At 63.3% G+C, this 16,449-nt stretch carries 15 protein-coding genes; 5 read left to right on the top strand and 10 right to left on the bottom strand.

The features are described 5' to 3' along the window. The 5 genes from ACOGI7_RS08035 to ACOGI7_RS08015 form a co-directional block, all read right to left on the bottom strand. The gene (locus tag ACOGI7_RS08035; RefSeq protein ID WP_419851396.1) at positions 1–1,011 is read right to left on the bottom strand and encodes an ABC transporter permease; all 1,011 of its coding nucleotides are present in this window, start codon (positions 1,009–1,011) and stop codon (positions 1–3) included. 10 nt (positions 1,012–1,021) lie between these two features. Continuing rightward, complete coding sequence (locus ACOGI7_RS08030) at positions 1,022–2,236, bottom strand: substrate-binding domain-containing protein (RefSeq protein ID WP_419851395.1); 1,215 nt, start codon at positions 2,234–2,236, stop codon at positions 1,022–1,024. A 14-nt stretch (positions 2,237–2,250) separates the two neighbouring features. Continuing rightward, a complete protein-coding gene (locus ACOGI7_RS08025; RefSeq protein WP_419851394.1) occupies positions 2,251–3,501 on the bottom strand; it encodes a M20 family metallopeptidase in 1,251 nt (416 codons plus the stop codon). Then, complete coding sequence (locus tag ACOGI7_RS08020) at positions 3,498–4,619, bottom strand: ROK family transcriptional regulator (protein ID WP_419851481.1); 1,122 nt, start codon at positions 4,617–4,619, stop codon at positions 3,498–3,500. Before ACOGI7_RS08020 ends, ACOGI7_RS08025 begins: the two co-directional genes overlap by 4 nt. Positions 4,620–4,733: 114 nt before the next feature. Next, positions 4,734–5,783: a hypothetical protein gene (locus ACOGI7_RS08015; RefSeq protein WP_419851393.1), complete on the bottom strand. Its 1,050-nt coding sequence runs from the start codon at positions 5,781–5,783 to the stop codon at positions 4,734–4,736. A 208-nt stretch (positions 5,784–5,991) separates the two neighbouring features. Here ACOGI7_RS08015 and ACOGI7_RS08010 point away from each other — a divergent pair, with 208 nt between their 5' ends. Together ACOGI7_RS08010 and ACOGI7_RS08005 are read left to right on the top strand one after the other, a co-directional pair. Next, complete coding sequence (locus ACOGI7_RS08010) at positions 5,992–6,219, top strand: CopG family transcriptional regulator (RefSeq protein ID WP_419851392.1); 228 nt, start codon at positions 5,992–5,994, stop codon at positions 6,217–6,219. Beyond that, positions 6,216–6,635, top strand: coding sequence for a PIN domain-containing protein (locus tag ACOGI7_RS08005; RefSeq protein WP_419851391.1), 420 nt, complete (start codon positions 6,216–6,218; stop codon positions 6,633–6,635). The genes ACOGI7_RS08010 and ACOGI7_RS08005 overlap by 4 nt, the downstream gene beginning before the upstream one ends. 34 nt (positions 6,636–6,669) lie before the next feature. Here the strand turns inward: ACOGI7_RS08005 and ACOGI7_RS08000 are convergent, their stop codons facing one another. Then, on the bottom strand, positions 6,670–7,692 hold the full coding sequence (locus ACOGI7_RS08000) for an LLM class flavin-dependent oxidoreductase (protein WP_419851390.1): 1,023 nt from the start codon (positions 7,690–7,692) through the stop codon (positions 6,670–6,672). 49 nt (positions 7,693–7,741) lie between these two features. Here ACOGI7_RS08000 and ACOGI7_RS07995 point away from each other — a divergent pair, with 49 nt between their 5' ends. Then, positions 7,742–9,268: a class I adenylate-forming enzyme family protein gene (locus tag ACOGI7_RS07995; protein ID WP_419851389.1), complete on the top strand. Its 1,527-nt coding sequence runs from the start codon at positions 7,742–7,744 to the stop codon at positions 9,266–9,268. Positions 9,269–9,284: 16 nt separating this feature from the next. Next, complete coding sequence (locus tag ACOGI7_RS07990) at positions 9,285–9,809, top strand: pyridoxamine 5'-phosphate oxidase family protein (protein ID WP_419851388.1); 525 nt, start codon at positions 9,285–9,287, stop codon at positions 9,807–9,809. A gap of 25 nt (positions 9,810–9,834) precedes the next feature. Here ACOGI7_RS07990 and ACOGI7_RS07985 read toward each other — a convergent pair whose 3' ends face one another. Beyond that, the gene (locus ACOGI7_RS07985) at positions 9,835–11,784 is read right to left on the bottom strand and encodes an ABC transporter permease (RefSeq protein ID WP_419851387.1); all 1,950 of its coding nucleotides are present in this window, start codon (positions 11,782–11,784) and stop codon (positions 9,835–9,837) included. Further along, a complete protein-coding gene (locus ACOGI7_RS07980) occupies positions 11,781–12,836 on the bottom strand; it encodes a quaternary amine ABC transporter ATP-binding protein (protein ID WP_419851386.1) in 1,056 nt (351 codons plus the stop codon). Before ACOGI7_RS07980 ends, ACOGI7_RS07985 begins: the two co-directional genes overlap by 4 nt. 69 nt (positions 12,837–12,905) lie before the next feature. On the opposite strand from ACOGI7_RS07980, the gene ACOGI7_RS07975 reads away from it, so the two are divergent. After that, complete coding sequence (locus tag ACOGI7_RS07975) at positions 12,906–13,523, top strand: TetR/AcrR family transcriptional regulator (RefSeq protein ID WP_419851385.1); 618 nt, start codon at positions 12,906–12,908, stop codon at positions 13,521–13,523. Here the strand turns inward: ACOGI7_RS07975 and betA are convergent. Both betA and ACOGI7_RS07965 read right to left on the bottom strand, forming a co-directional pair. Further along, a complete protein-coding gene (gene betA / locus ACOGI7_RS07970; RefSeq protein WP_419851384.1) occupies positions 13,484–15,136 on the bottom strand; it encodes a choline dehydrogenase in 1,653 nt (550 codons plus the stop codon). The genes ACOGI7_RS07975 and betA overlap by 40 nt on opposite strands. 87 nt (positions 15,137–15,223) lie before the next feature. Next, positions 15,224–16,282, bottom strand: coding sequence for an ABC transporter substrate-binding protein (locus ACOGI7_RS07965; RefSeq protein ID WP_419851383.1), 1,059 nt, complete (start codon positions 16,280–16,282; stop codon positions 15,224–15,226). Positions 16,283–16,449: the final 167 nt, after the last annotated feature.

Here is a 16,449-nt window from a genome sequence, read left to right as displayed (position 1 = left end):
TCAGGCCTCCTTGGCTTCTCGCATGCTCAGGGCCACGGCCAAGATGATGATCACACCCCGGGCGATGAGCTGGTCAGCCACTTCCAGTCCCATGAGAATCAGCCCGTTATTGAGCATGGCCATAATGAGGGCGCCGGTGACAGCCCCAATCACCGAAGCTCTGCCGCCGAACAGGTTCGTCCCTCCGATCACTACTGCAGCGATGACGGTGAGCAAATAATCCTCTCCGAGATCGTGGCGGCCGATGCTGAGCCGGCCCGCGAGGAGAATCCCGGCAAATCCTGCGGCGGTCGCGCTGACCACCAGCGCCGAGATCTTGACTCGGGCGGTGTTGATCCCCACTGCATTGGCTGCGTCGCGGTCGGCACCGGTGGACAGCACGTGGCGTCCCCACCGCAGGTGGTGGAGCACAATATGTCCGAGTCCTCCGACGATGACGATCCAGATCAGGAGCGAAGAGACAGGGCCAAGACCTCCCGCGCCGAATATCCCGCTGAACCTGTCGTTGCGAATGGGCAGCGACTGCAAGTCGTTCCAATTGCGAGCAATTCCGCTGATGATCCCCAGCATTCCCAGTGTGACCAGAAAGGACGGGATTCGCACCTTTACGGATATGAGCCCGTTCACGACGCCGACGAGCGCCGAAGCTCCAAGGGCGGCCAGCGCGCCGGCCAGGAATCCATAGTTGCCCACCAGTTCCGCAGCCACCAGGGACGACAGCGCCACCACCGAGCCGACCGAGAGGTCGATCTCGCCCGCCGCGAGTGCGAAAGCCATCCCCACCGCCATGACCGCTATTGGTGCGGCCTGCCGACCGATATTGAGCAGGTTGGAGGAGCTGAGGAACCCGTCGTCGTGCAAGATGATGCTGAACGTTGCCAGAATCAGCGCAAATGCCAGGTAGACAACGTATTGGCGGATTCCGCCGTTATGTCGATAGCGGTCGATCCAAGCCCCGACCGGGGAGGGGAGACCGGTCGGGGCCTGTTTGCTGATCGACTTCCGAATCACCTGTGCAGGTTTAGCCGCCGAGGGCGTCAAGCACCTCTTGCGGCGGGTCGGCGGCCAGCGACACCCGGTATGCCTCGACGATGTTGTCAGCGGTTACCTCGATAGCAGGGACAACGACGAAGGGCGGCGCTTGCTTCCCGAGCAGGCCGTAGGCCCCCTCAGTGGCCATTGTCCGACCGATCTCGTAGGCCTCATCAGCCGCGATGCCCACGATGTTGCCGCCCTCCACAAGGTCGAGCGAGACGTTCGTGTCCAGGTCCATGGTCACAACCGCCACATCGCTTGCGCCCGCAGCTCGCAGCGCGGCCAGCACGCCATCAGCGGGCCCGGCCGACCATGGGGCGTATATCCCGTTGAGGCCGGGATTGCGGGTCAACATGGCAGAGGCGATGTCTTCTGCGGCAGCCGGGTCGGCAAGACCCTGCTCGGCCACGATCTCGATCCCCGGGAAGTTGATCTCGATCCAGGCCTTGAACGCCTGGTCGCGCTGGTTGGTCACGTAGAACGGGGCATCGTGGAAGATGAAGCCGATCTCGCCTTCGCCGCCGAGCGCGTTGCCGAGCAGATTGGCGGCAGCGATGCCCATGGCGGCCAAGTCGTCGGTCACCACCCCCACGAATTCTTGGCCCTGCACATACCCCTCGGGGGTCGTGGACAAGAACACGAGCTGCACACCGGCATCGACCGCAGGCCGGAACCCTTCCGCTGCGGAGACCGGGTCGATGGTGAGGCTGAGGATGATGTCGGGGTTTAGCGCCATGGCAGTTTCGACGTCATTGGCCTGCTGGGCGGCATCGAAACCGGCCTCGGTTTCGACCACCACGTCGATGCCCATCTCCGCGAAGGCGTCGCGCGCCCCCTGGCTCACCGCGTCGGTGAACGCACCGGAGATGTGCCATAGGAGTGCCGCGGTGTAGCCGCCCTCTTGGATCTGGGCCAGCTCGTCGGCGGTCAGGACGATCTCGCCTGATGGACTGGCCGTCTCCCCGTTCGGCCCCTGAGTTACCGGAGCTTCCCTGGCCGGAGTTTCTTCCTCAGGAGGCTCCGGATCGGGTGTGGGTTCCGGGGGAGGTTCGGGGGCAGCCGTGGGTGCGGCCGTAGCTGGCGCAGCAGTGGCGTCGGTACTGCTGCCATCATCGTCGTTGCCGCAAGCTGCGGCCAACAGAACGAGAACGGCAAGCAGTGCGCTCAATACGAGCCATCGCGATTTCTTTCGGGGTTGCATGGGTTTCTCCTCTTTCAGTTGGTGGTTGGGGCTTTTTCGAGTCCGCACCACGACGCCACAAAATGGGCAAGGGTGCGGGTGGCGGCTACGAGTTCGTCAATCCCCACACGTTCAAATGGAGTGTGGGCATGTGAGATATCCCCTGGCGCGAAGTACACACCGGGCACACCGAGAGCGGCGAGGAACGACTTCTCCGACCAAAATGGTGCGGCCTCGATCCGGGGAGTTTCTCCGGTAATCGCGGTGATGGATGTTCCGAGTGCCTGGACTGCGGGATGGTCGGTCGGAATTTCGTCTGGTGTGCCCCCAACCGGATGATCGCGAGGGGCGGAGAACTCCACTTTCGACTCGACTCCATGGTCTAAGGCCACCTGTGCCGTCATGTCTCGGATGGTTTGTGCCGCCGAGTCGAGACTCTCATGGGGAAGGACCTTGCGGATCAAGGACAGATCGAACTGACCGGGAACGGCGATGCTCTCTCCTGAGCGGACCTCGGTCACCAGCAGGAATGCCTCTCCGATCAGGGGATGTGGCGGTTGGGTCCGGAGGTCTTCAGAGTGCTCCCACAGAGCGGAGAGCAGGTGATGTCCTGCTTTCAGCGCGTCCACGCCCAGTTCTGGTCGTCCGAAATACGCCGATCGACCGGTCAGGGTGATATCGGCGATAAGGAAGCCCATCTGAGCGGTGTATATGGCCGAGGTCGAGGGCTCGGTGTAGATCAGGAACTCCGGCGGATGGTTTTCTGAAATCGCGCCGTCGGCGATGGCGGCTTTCATCCCCGCTGAAACGCCGCTCCCGGGTTGCCCCGATTCCTCGTCGCAAACGAATAAAGCGGTGACAGCGCCCTTTGGTTTGCAGCCGGTTCGGTCGATTGCCTGGAGTGCTTCTAGGACTGCGCAGATGCCGGCTTTCTGATCTGCTGCCCCTCGGCCCCAGATCTCTCGGTCGACGATCGGGGCGGCGTAGGGGTCGGCACGATCGGTGCCCGACCAATGATCCGCCCAGTCGTCAGCGTGGACAGTGTCGAGGTGTCCGGCAAGGACCAGGGAAGGACCCCCTTGGCCGACGCGGGCGTACACGTTGGGCCGGTTGTCAGCGCAAAGGGAGATCTGCGTGTTATCCCACGCGCCGTGAAGGAGTTGCTGGTGTACCCACCGGGAAAAGTCCTCCTCATGCGGTGTCACGCTGGGGATGCGGATGGCCTGCTGGACGAGCTCGACGAGCTGGTCAGCATCCACTGCCTCGGCGGCTGCTTCGGGGTTCACCTCTGGGATCCCAGGTTGTTGGTGACGAGCGACTCGTGCAGTGCCCCGAGGGCCCATGACACGGCACCAAGGAATGTGGCCCGCCGCCCTAGTGTCGAAGCGACGATTTCAACTGGCCGGGACTGTCGTTTGCCTAGCTCAGCGGCCACAGCTTCTACGAACACCCGATTGCTTCCCACACCGCCGCCGAAAACGATCCGCTCCGGGTCGGTGATGAGGCATATCTGCATTACAGCGGTTGCCATAGCATCTGCGGCGATATCGAGGACATGCGCGGCCGCCGGATCCTTGCGGGTGGCCGCATCGAAGATCTCCGGTACGTCCGCACTGCCTTGAAGCTCTGATGCGTAGCCAGCCTCCGTGGCCTGGCCGAACAGTTTGCGAATGGCCGGAGCTGATGAGACGGCTTCCAAGATGACCGCAGCGTTGGGCTCGGCAAGGGAGTTGTGGAGCACCATCGACCCGACTTCACCGGCTGCTCCGGTTCCTCCGCGATACAGCTCTCCACCCACAATGAGACCCATGCCGATCCCGGTGCCGACCGAGATAGCGGCAAAGTCAGTTTGGTCTACAGCCGCGTCGGCCTCGGCGAGAGCAGCAAGGTTGACGTCGTTCTCGACGTGAACCTCCATGCCCAGCAGATCTTCGAGCTTCGCCCGAACGGCGATTTCCTCGAATCCCGGAAGGTTCAATGCTTGTTCGACGCGGTCGGGGTCCGGCCGATAGATACCGGGAATACCGACACAGGCCGAACCGGCTTGGCCACCGATGTCTGACAGCATGCGCAAGGCCGTTTCGGCCACGCTGTTGAGCGCGGACTCCGCACTGGGTCCAGTCTCCAACTCCTGTTCGGCGACTACGGTTCCCAAGAGATTGGCCACGCCGACGATGATCTTGGTGGCACCGATGTCGGCTGCCACCACAAACCCTGCCTCCGGCACGATTTCGTAGGGCATGGCCGGTCTACCCACATTCCCAGCCACGGTCGGCGTTCCGGCCAGGCGGATCAGCCCCGAAGCTTCCAAGTCGGCGACCAGATTTGAGACCGTCGGTTTCGACAAACCGGTAACGCGCGCAATGTCCGCCCGAGATATTCCTTGTGGGGCAGCGTCGAACATGGCATCAACGATGCGCTGCCCGTTCAACAACCGAAGCAGCCGAGAATCAGAAGCGCCCCTCATCGCCCGATGGTCTCCAGCAGGTAACAGCCTGATCTATTGGTGTAATGGATGTCAGGGTTTGAACGGAGTGTCATAACCCGCATAATCCTGTACATATTGCAATATATATGTACCGCTCTCGTCGGCTGGGTTTTGGTGCTTTACAAGCAGCTCAATGACACCCTCAGCACCGCGCAAGTGTGCGCCAGCCAAAAGGCCTGAAAGAGTGATAGTCACCGAGTTGGATCGACCGCCTGGGGGTGGACTAACCGGTGGATCAAGGCCGTTCCAGGTGACTATCGTTCCAAGATAGTCATCAAGGGTTTTTCCGTATTTTGCCAAACCAGCTACGATTCCATCAAACTTGTTTTTGAAATGATCTTGGATAATTATCTTGTGCTTCTCAGGGGTTGTGAAGTCGTTGTAGTTATCAATGCCGTTCTTGCCTGTAAACGTACCCGCATCCCAGTGAATAACATCCGTGACATAGGTTGGCTCTGAAACCTGCTTGGAATTAGTGTCAAGAAATCCCGTTATTCCATATGCCCAGTTTGAGTTCGGGACATCTACATAGTGAGATGGATAGGTAATTTGGGAAATGGTAACTGTGCCATATTTGTAATAGCCAAGGTCATACAGATCAGATTCTTGAAATTGAAACCCCACAAATCCTAGGTAGTTTGTTACCTTAGACTGTATGTTCTCCCAATCGGTTATGGGAGTACCTTTATCAAAAAATTTGGCAACACCAATCACTTCAAAATACTGGCTCACTGTGAGCGATTCGCTCATCGCCGGATTGCCTGTGCCATAATTCCGCACAACCCGCCCTGGGTAATATACGAGCGGGTATGGGTCCATAACTGGTTTGTCCCAGTTTGCTTCGTAAAAGGATTGCTTGCTCGGATCAATCGACGATTCGAACGCCCAGACAGTCTGGATGAAGTCTTCCCATGTTTTCCCATCAGGTTTCGCGCTTGCAGAGCTCACCGGTGGTAGCAGGAATGCGAAGAACGTAAGAGCGAGGGCGAGAGTTCTCCCAACCCTCCGCGCACTGCACCCACCCTGCTTTGCGCTCTCAGCGGGCAAATGGAGAGTGGGCGGTATGCCCTGCGTGCTCATACTCTGCCTCCCTTCAACCCTGTGGCCGCCTGCTGGGGCAGCATAAGGCAGATCTGATAATTTGTCAAGATGACTAACTTTTAGTCTGACGGGTCGCGTCGTGGTGATTGCATCGACTGGCGAAGCCGTCAGAACCCGGCGCGACCAGCAATCCACGTGGTCTTCGGCAGGATGCCTCCAGACGTAAATGTATGTTATGATGTATGGCGTGAAGCGGACGACTATCTACCTTCCGGATGATCTGAAGTTGCGGTTGGAGCAGGTTGCTGAGCAGGAGCGGTGCACTGAGGCGGCCATCGTGCGCGAAGCGCTTGATCAGGCTCTCAAGCGTCGCGAGGTGTCGCCCACAGTGCCGCTGTTTGCCGAGGGGTGGGGCGATCCGACGCTGGCCGAGCGAGTCGACGAATTGCTGGCCGAGACCGGCTTTGGCCAGTGATCGTCGACACCAGCGTGCTTCTCGCTGCCTTCGTCCCTGACCAGAGACAGCACGAGGCATGCGCCCGAGTCATCGCTTCCACAAGGCCGCTGGTTCTCTCGCCGCTGGTCTTGGCCGAACTGGACTATTTGACGGCTCAGTTGGCAGGAGTGGACGCCGAGTTGGCCCTCCTCGGCGAGCTGTCCTCTGGGGCTTACGAACTGGCTTCGTTTGGGCTCGACGATCTGATTCGGGCTCGGGCGGTGATCGAGCGTTATCGGGATCTGCCGCTCGGTTTGACCGACGCCTCCCTGGTTGTGCTTGCCCACCGGTACGAGACCGACACCATCTTGACCCTGGACGAGCGGCATTTCCGGGTCGTCCGATCTCTCTCCAGCCTCCCGTTCCGCCTTTTGCCGGCGGATGCCGAAAGCTGATCCTGGGGTCGCAACAGCGCAGCGCCTTGATTGCTCAGCGGCAGAAAACGGGGGCGATGGTGTCGGCGAATGTGCGCATCCAGCCTTCTTTGTCGTCCATGAACTGAGCCAGCACCATTTTGTTCACCCCCCGCTCGGCCAGTTCGGTGAGCCGGTCGATGCAGTATTCGGGCGGGCCGGCAATGGTGCCGCGGCTGGCCAAGAACTCGGTGAGGCCGTGCTTGTCGGCCAGCCCGGCGTTGACGTTGGCCCCATCGGCGAAGGCGTGGTGGCGGCTGTCGTACTCGGCCATCATGGCGGCCACCCGGGGCTTGATGTCCTCAGGTAATCCCTTGCCGTCCATGTGGAAGCGGTACACGTGGTTGGCCGTGCCCGCGATCAGGAACTTGATCTGCTCCAGGCCGGCCTCCTCCGACTCGGCGAACAGCAGGTTGGCGAACCACCACACCTCGACCTCGTCGGGGTCTCGGCCCACCGAGCGGGCCCCTTCGGCGATGTTGCCCAGCACGATCTCGCACACGTCGGCGGGCAGGCTGTTGGACAAGATCACCCCGTCGGCAATCTGACCGGCCATGTACTGGGTGCGGGGCCCTTCCGCGGCGATCCACACTGGGACCGGTGCCGGACCCCAGCGCATGTGCAGGTCCTTGCCCTGCCAGCGAGCTGTCTCGCGGTTGCTGAGCGCCTTGACCGCCGCGGTGTAGTCCCGGAGGTAGTCCACGGTCGCCGGCTTCTCCCCAATATTGAGCAGCGCGCTGTCGCCCGAGGCGATCCCGTAGTGGAACCGCCCTCCCGAAATCTGCTGGAGGGCCATGGCGGTGGAGGCGGCTGCGGCCGGATGGCGGGTGACGGGGTTGGTGACCGTGGTGGCCAGCAGCGCCTTTTCAGTGTGATTGGCGGCCACAGAGAGGGTGAGGAAGGGGTCGGCCCACAGCGACTGGGAGTCGCCCGCCACCACCATGGAGAAGCCCGAGCTCTCCACCTGGCGGGCCCAAGCCCCGTAGGTGGTCAGGTCTTCGGGAACCTTCCCGGTGCCGAATGCGATGGATGCGCTCATGGCCCGAGGATAGAGGCCGCTCAACGAGCCCGCCGCCTACAGTGGGCCGGTGCTGGATACCCCTCCCATTGACTTCAGCCGGCCTTTGTCGCTGGATGTGCAGTTCGGTCGAGCGGTGGATGCGGTCCCGGAGAAGGCCGCGCTGGTCGGTGCTCGCGGGCGATTGACCTATGCCGAGTTGGCCGATGAGGCGTCCAGAGCTGCCGCCGCACTTGACGGCCTTGGGGTTCAAGCCGGCGACCGGGTGGCGGTGTCGCTCCCCAACGACATCGACATCGTGGTTGCGCTCATGGGTATTTGGATCCGCGGCGCGGTGTTCGTGGGCGTCCACACCGTGCTGGCTCCTCCCGAGAAGCGCTATCTGATCGGCGACTGCCAGCCCGCGCTGTATTTGACCGCCGATCCCTCCGAGGATGTGAGCTCACCCCGAACCGTCGATCTGGATGAATGGCGATCGCTGGTAACCAGCGCCGATCCCCTGGATCCATGGCCCGAGGCCGACCCGCTGGCTGCTGCGGCCATCGCCTATACCTCGGGCACGACCGGCAGCCCTAAAGGGGTGATGCACAGCCAGCACAATGCCCTGTTGCCGGGAGCGGTGGCCGTGGAGCGGGGCAGCTACGACGCCGACGACGTGTTCTTGTGCGTCCAGCCGCTGAGCATCCTGAACCTGCAAGTGCTTAACCCGTTGACCACGGTTCAGGCCCATGCCACCTGTGCCATTGCCGATCGCCACGACCCGCTGTCGCTGGCCCGATGGATCAAGCAGGAGGGCGTCACCCACTTTGCCGTGGTGCCCACAGTGGCCTACGACCTGCTAACCCACCCCGATGTCCATCCCGACGATCTGGCCACCCTCACCAAGCCCCGGGTGGGGGGTGCGGCAATGCCCGAAACGGTCAAACTGCTGTTCGAGGAGCGGTTCGGGGCCAAGCCGGCCACCAGCTATGCCCTCACCGAGGGGCCGACGCTGGTGGCCCGCCAAGATCTCGGCCGCCCGATCATCGAGGGAAGCTGCGGGCGGCCGCTGCCCCACGTGGAGGTGCAGGTGCTCGATGACGAAGACCGGCTCGTGCCGGTGGGCGAGGTGGGGGAGATCTGCTTCGGTCCCCGTCGGGACGGTCTGTGGGCCGGGGTATACCGCACCATGCTGGGGTATTGGGGCCTGCCCGAACTGTCGGCCGAAACGTTGCGGGGCGGCGTGGTCCACTCTGGCGACCTGGGCCGGTTCGACACCGACGGCGAGCTGTACATCGTGGAGCGTCGCAGCCAGCTGATCATCCGGGGCGGCAACAACATCTACCCCGCCGAGATCGAGCGGGTGCTGGGGGCCGACAGCCGGGTGGCCGAATGCTGTGTGGTGGGCCGGCCCGATGACCGCCTCGGGGAGGTGGTGGTGGCCTTCGTGCAGCCGGCCAACGGTGTGGAAGTGGCAGCAGAAGACCTGCTCGGCCTGTGTCGGGCCAATCTGGCCGCGTTCAAGGTTCCGAGCGAGATCTGCTTCGTGGAGGCATTTCCCCGTAGTCCTCTGGGCAAGATAGCCCGATCCCAAGTACAAACAATGGCCGAGGGCTGAGCGGGCGGAGGCACTGATGAGCGACGAACACCAATCCGACACGGTGGCCGACTACGAGGATGTGACGGGATGGGGGCTGGAAACCGACGCCGAGGAGGCCATGCTGGCGGCTCAGACCGAATGCACATTCATCTGGGCCAACAAAGAGGGATGGCCGGTGGGGGTCATCATGAGTTTCATCTGGCGGGATGGGCGCTTCTGGCTGACGGCCAGCGGCCAGCGGGCCCGCATCGCCGCAGTGCGCCGCGACCCCCGGGTATGCGTGGTGGTGACAAGCACCGGGGCAGACGGGGTGCCCCGCAGGCAGACAGTGACCTACAAGGGCATTTGCCGCCTCCACGACGACGACGAGACCAAAGCCTGGTTCTACCCAGAATTGGCTGCCGCCCTGCACGCCGATGAGGAGATGCAGCGCCACTTTGCCCAATTCTTGGATTCCTCCCGGCGAGTGATCCTCGAGGTCGAGCCCACCCAGCGCATCTCTTTCGACGGCACGAAGCAGGCGGCGGCCACGGCCGCGTGGATCGAGGACGGCCGGTGATTGTTTCGGCTTGAGCGGTGGCCCCTTAGACCGCAGCCGGAGGGCGGAGGCGGTCGGCGATGGCCCGGGTGAGGCGGTCGAGGATGCTGGCCAACAGCACGATGGCGATGCCGGCCTCGAAGCCCCGCCCTACTGCGTCGCTGCGCCGCAGCCCCCGAACGGCTTCCAAACCCAAACCGCCCCCGCCGACCAGGCCGGCGATGACCACCATGGCCAGGATGAGCATGATCACCTGGTTCACCGCCACTATCAGCTCGGGAGCGGCCAGCGGCATCTCCACTCGGCGCAGACGCTGGCCGCGGGTCGCCCCGAAGCTCTCGGCCGCCTCATGGATCTCCGCGGGCACTCGGCGCAGCCCGAGGTCGGTGTAGTGGACCGCGGCGGGAAGGGCATAGATCACCGAGGCGATGATGCCGGGAATGCGGCCCACGTGGAAGAGGGTGATCACTGGCACCAGCAGCACGAAGCTGGGAATGGTTTGGAAGAAGTCCAGCACTGGTTTGAGGGCGGTTCGGAGCAGATCATTGTGCGAGGTCAGAATTCCCACGGGCACCCCGATGGCCAGGGTGATGGCCACCCCCACGATGGTCTGGGCCAAGGTGTCCATGGACAGCGCCCACATGCCCAAGAACCCGATGGCGAACAACGCCGCTCCGATGCCGATGGACAGACGGATCCCTCGGGCCCACAGACCGAGAACGACTCCGATCCCGATCATCGCCGGCCACGGGATGTCGGACGCGAGCAGCTCGCGCAGCGGGGTCACGAACTCGAGGGTGACGAAGTCGCTGAACGGGCCGGTCCCGATCTCCGAGCCGCCGATGTCGTACAGGTTGTCCCGAGCCCAGTCGGTGGCGTCGTTCACGTAGGGGGCGAACTGCCAGTTCAGCGGTTCGGGGAACTCGTTGTGGCCGATAATGCCCCCGACGACGGCCACCACGGATACTGCGGTGGCCAGCCACCGAATGGCCAGTGCGTCGCGGCCCGGATCCGCAGTGGCGATTCCGGTGGAGAAGCGGTCGAGAATGATGGCCATGATCACGATGGCGATTCCGGCCTCCGACGCCTTCCCCACGTTGATGTTCTGCATGGACCGCAGCACCACTTGGCCCAGGCCTCCGGCGCCGATGAATGCGGCGATGACCACCATGCTCATGGCCAGCATCGTGGTTTGGTTCATCCCCGCGAAAATGGCCGGCCGGGCTTGAGGGAGGCGAACAAGCCGTAGAGTCTGGCGCTCGGTGGCGCCGAACATCTCCGAGGCCTCGACGGTGACCTGGGGGACGGTGCGCAGCCCCACCTCGGTGAGCCGTACCACCGGTGCCAAAGCGAAGATCACCGTGGAGATCAACGCAGGGACCCGCCCAAACCCGAACAGCAGCACGAACGGGATGAGGTAGACGAACCCCGGCATGGTCTGCATGGCGTCCAGGGTGGGGCGAACCACTCTGGCAACCGCGTCACTGCGCCAGGCCGCAATGCCAAGCGGAATGCCGATGACCATGGAGATGAGCACCGACACTCCCATCAGCGCCAGGGTGGCGAAGGACTCCTCCCAGAGGTCCACCACTCCGATCAGCGACACGCTGGCCAAGCCGAGCACTCCGGCCACTCGTCCTCGGGTCCACCACAGTCCGATGCCGGTGAACAGCGGGTAGGAGTACCACGGAAACCATTTGAGGATGGATTCCAAGCGGCGGATCCCCCAGTCGATGGCATCGGTAATGGGGTTCAAGAACGCGGTGTACAGCCAGTGGGAGGTCTGGTTGTTGATCAGCCACCGCCGGGCCCGGTCGATGGGATCGGCCAGTCCGATATCCCAGGAGTCGGGGAAGACGCCGAAGTTGGTGGACAGCCGAAACACCAGTACCAGCACGATTATGGTGCCGACGGCCAGGATGAAACGCGCCAGGCGACTGTCGGTCCCGCTTCGAAGCCCGCCGACCATGCGGCGGGCCTCATCGACCGCCGTCATGGGCGGTTCTCAGAAATCACACCCGCGACATCGTCTCCGTGGAGCAGGCCCACCGGCGTGTTGTGCTCATCGCAAACCACCACGGGGTGGGTCGACCCGAGCAAGTGGGGGAGGGCAGTCTCCAACGGTGTGGTCAACGACACTTGCGGCCATCCCGGCTCGATTGCGGTCCCGTCGAGGGGTCGCATCAGCGAACAGGCCTGCAAGACCTTGGCCACCGGGGCATCCTGGGTGAACGCCCGCACATAGTCGTCCGCCGGATTGGTGAGGATCTCCACCGGGGTGCCGACCTGCACAAAGGCCCCGTCGTTCATGATCGCAATGCGGTCGGCCAGCTTCAGCGCCTCGGCGAAGTCATGGGTGATGAACACCAGTGTCCGCTGGAGCTTCATCTGAAGGTCGATGAGCTCGTCTTGCATGTCACGGCGGATGAGCGGGTCGAGCGCAGAGAACGGCTCGTCGAAGAACAGCACCTCGGGGTCCACGGCCAGGGCTCGGGCCAGCCCCACCCGCTGCTGCATGCCGCCGCTGAGCTGCTGGGGGTAGTGGTCGCCCCAACCCTCCAAGCCGACCGTGTCCAACAGCTCTCTGGCTCGGTCTTGTCGGTCCTGACGATCCACCCCCTGCACTTCGAGCCCGTAGGCCACGTTGTCCACCACCTTGCGGTGGGGGAACAAACCGAAGTGCTGGAAGACCATCGCCATCTTCTGACGGCGCAGGTCCCGCAGCGTGGCATTGTCGGCTTGGGTGAGCTCTGTGCCGCACACCTCCACTGTTCCTTCGGTCGGCTCCACCAAGTGGGAGACGCACCGGATGAGGGTGGATTTGCCCGAGCCGGAAAGGCCCATGACCACGAACGTCTCTCCCGGCGCCACGCGGAAGGTGACGTCGCGCACGGCCACCACGCTTCCGGTGGCGGTTTGGATCTCCTCCCGGGTGGCCCCGGCGCCGGCCATCTCCCGGGCCTCGGCGGGCTTTCGTCCGAAGACCTTCCACACGCCCTCGACTCGGACTTGGGTTGCTTCGTTGACCGTGTCTGTCGCAGTGTCCATTGCCGTCCCCGGCTACCGACTTTACCGTCCGAACAGACGGGTATCGGTTTGGGCTACCCTGACCCGGCAATGGGACAGGCGGGCGAACGGCCCAGAAATCAGCCGGTGCAAGAGCGGGCCGTGCTGACCCGCGACCGGATACTCCAAGCGGCCACCGAGGTGATCATCCAAGAGGGAGTCTCGTCGCTGACTCTTGACAAGGTGGCGGCCCGGGCCGGTGTGAGCAAGGGCGGCTTCCTGTATCACTTCGGCTCCAAAGACGCTCTGATCGTCGGTTTGCTCAATCAGGTGATGGGAGTGCTCGACCACGAGCTCAACGTGCTGGCCGACGGCATCGAGGCCAGCCAGGGAGCGTTCGCGCTGGCCTACCTCGACTACGTGCGGGAGCCGACCAAGGCGGCCACCGACACCGCGGTGTCGATCCTGGCCGCCGCCGCAGTGGACGACGACCTGCTGGACAGCACTCGGGCCACTTTTCGGCGTTGGCAGGACCGGCTGTGCCACGACGACGGGCTCGACGAGGTTGGGGCGCTGCTGGCCCGAATCGTCGGCGACGGGCTCTGGCTCATCGACCTGTTCGGCTTGGCCCCGCCCACCGGGGAGGAGCGCAGCAAGGTGATCGACTTGGTTTCCAGCCTGATTTCCGATCATGGGGCGGCTCGGGACCTGATCGGCTCGGCGGAATAGACCGGGGCATCCTGGGGAGCCAAGGGCTGGCTGCCCAAGATGAGATCGGCCGCCTTCTCGGCAATCATCATCACCGGGGCGTAGATGTTGCCGTTGGTGACGGTGGGCATCACTGAGGCGTCCACCACCGTCAGCCCCTCGGTTCCGTGAACCTGCATCGTTGCGGGGTCCACGACTGATTGATCATCATTTCCCATGCGAGCCGTTCCCGCGGGATGCAGCGCGGTCTCAGCGTCGCGGGCCACCCAGTCCATGATTTGGTCATCGGTGGCGATTTCGGGGCCCGGAGACAGCTCGCCGGCGTTGTAGGCGGCAAACGCCGGTTGGCTCATGATGCTGCGGGTCACTCTGATGGTCTCCACCCACTCGCGCCGGTCCTGCTCCGTGGAGAGGTAGTTGAACTGAATCGCCGGCTTCACCCGGGGGTCGAGCGATTTGATTCGCAGATGGCCCCGGGCGTCTGAGTACATGGGTCCGACGTGAACTTGGTAGCCGTGTCCGCTGCTCGGCGACGAGCCGTCGTAGCGGATGGCCAACGGCAGGAAGTGGAGCATGAGATTCGGGTAGGACTCGTCGGGGTTGGAGCGGACGAAGCCGCCGCCCTCGAAGTGGTTGGTGGCCCCTGGCCCTTTTCGGGCCAGCCATTGCAGGCCGATCCAGGGCCGGCGCCACAGCTTGAGATGGGGCTGCATGGAAACCGGTTGGCTGGAGGCGTACTGAACGTACACCTCCAGGTGGTCTTGGAGGTTCTCTCCCACTCCGGGCCGGTCGGCCACTACCGGGATTTCCAAAGACTCCAGCAGGCCAGCCGGCCCCACCCCGGAGAGCTGGAGCAGCTGGGCTGAGCCGAACGCCCCCGCGCACAACAGGATCTGGCCCCCCCGGGCGGTGTGCTTGCGTCCCCGACGGCGGTACTCAACGCCAACCGCACGGTTGCCCTCGAACAGCACCCGGCTGATGAGAGTGCCCGTTTTCACCTCGAGGTTCTTGCGGTGCATCACCGGGTGCAGGTAGGCCCGCGACGCCGAGAGCCGCCGTCCCCGGTGGACGTTGCGGTCAAACGCAGCGAAGCCCTCTTGGCGGTACCCGTTGACGTCGTTGGTCAGTTCGTATCCCGCCTCCTGCACTGCCTTGAAGAAGGCGGTGAACAGGGGGCTGTCGGCCGGCCCCCGCTCCAACACCAGCGGTCCGTCGTCGCCGCGCCACTGGTCTGCCCCAGCCAGACAGGTTTCCATGCGCTTGAAGTAGGGCAGACAGTGGCGGTAGTCCCAGTTCTCCATGCCGGGTTCGGCGGCCCACTTGTTGTAGTCGGCGGGGTTTCCCCGCTGGAAGATCATGCCGTTGATCGAGCTTGAGCCGCCTAGAACCTTGCCCCGGGCGTGATAGACCCGTCGACCTCCCATGTGGGGCTCGGGCTCGCTCTCGTATTGCCAGTCGTAGAAGCGACTGCCGATGGGAAAAGCCAGGGCCGCGGGCATGTGAATGAACACATCCCACTTGTAATCCCGCCGCCCTGCTTCCAGTACCAGAACGCTGTTGTCGGCATCCGCACTCAGTCGGTTGGCCAACGCGCAGCCAGCAGAGCCGCCTCCGACGATGATGAAGTCGTACAACGACTGCTCCTAATGACCTAATGAGAGGAAGAGAGAACTGGTGTCGGCAGCTCCCGCAAGCCGCCGACACCAGTTCTCAGCTGGAGCCTAGGAGGGGAGCCAAGCGCTCCAGACGTTTTCGTTGGCCTCAATCCACGCGGCTGCCGCGTCGTCCACTGACAGGCCATCGTTTTCGATGGCGGCCAGCATCGCGATCTGGTCGGCGCTGGTGTAGTTCATGGCCCTCAGGAATGCGTCTGCATCAGGGGCGTTCTCAGCCAGGTCGGCGTTGATGATCTTGAACAGCACGTCTGCCGGGTAGTCGCAGTCAACATCCTCGGGCGCACTCGCCGCTGCCTCGCCGCATGCGTCGGTGTACTCGGGAAGGAGCACATTGGTGAGGTCGTAGTTGTTGAATGCCGAGTGCGGCGTCCACAGGTAGACCAGGATCGGGTCTTGACGGCTGTAGGCCGAATCAACCGCGGCCAGGATTGCGGCCTCGGAGCCGGCGTAGACCACCTGGAGAGGCAGGCCCAAGTTGTTGATGATCGCCTCGTCGAACTGCACGAAGCTGGGGTCGCCGCCCAGGAACTGTCCGAGGTCGCCGGTCTCTGCGGTGGCAAACAGCTTGGCTAGCTCAGGGTCGGAGAAGCCTTCCCAGGTAGCTAGTTCCGGGTGCTGGTCCACCATGTAAGTGGGGATGAACCAGCCGATCTTGCCGACGGGTCCGAGCAGTCCGGCGTTGTCGATGTTGGCATCGGGATTGTCGATGAAGTCGACGACGTCTTGTGCGTGCCCAGATGGCCAGATTTCCAGCGACACGTCGATGTCGCCGGTGTTGATGGCTGGCCACTGGGAGTTTTCGTCGATGTCCACCCGGACCACCTCGTAGCCGAGCTCGCTTTCAAGCAGTTGAGCAGCAACCGCTGAATTGGCTGCGGCACCGTTCCAGCCGTTTACCGCGATAGTGATCGTGTGCTGCGACCCATGGGTATCCGCGGGCTCGGGCTCGGGTTCTGGCGTAGGTGCCGCGGTTGCCGGAGCCGCGGTTGCCGGAGCCGCGGTTGCCGCCGCAGTGGCTGCTGCGGTGGCAGCTGGAGCACTGGCGTCGTCATCGTCGTCGTTGCCGCAGCTGACAGCGACGAGCGCCAGTACAGCCAGGAGCAAGGCCGTGAGTCTCCAGCTTCGGAACGGTTTTGTCTTGTTGGTCCGCATTGGGATTCCCCTCCCTAAATTGGCAGCGCCCGAAAAACAGGCTAGCTGGACTGTTTTGTAAGATAGCACATGGCACCGCCGTGCGCTAGAGGGTCTTCGCGTTTGGCAGCGCGGGCGCG

The sequence above is a fragment of the Candidatus Poriferisocius sp. genome, from assembly GCF_965204145.1.
GTDB lineage: Bacteria > Actinomycetota > Acidimicrobiia > Acidimicrobiales > Bin134 > Poriferisocius.
The sequence above is the reverse complement of the archived record's forward strand: the minus strand, read 5'-3'. Positions and strand labels throughout refer to the sequence as shown.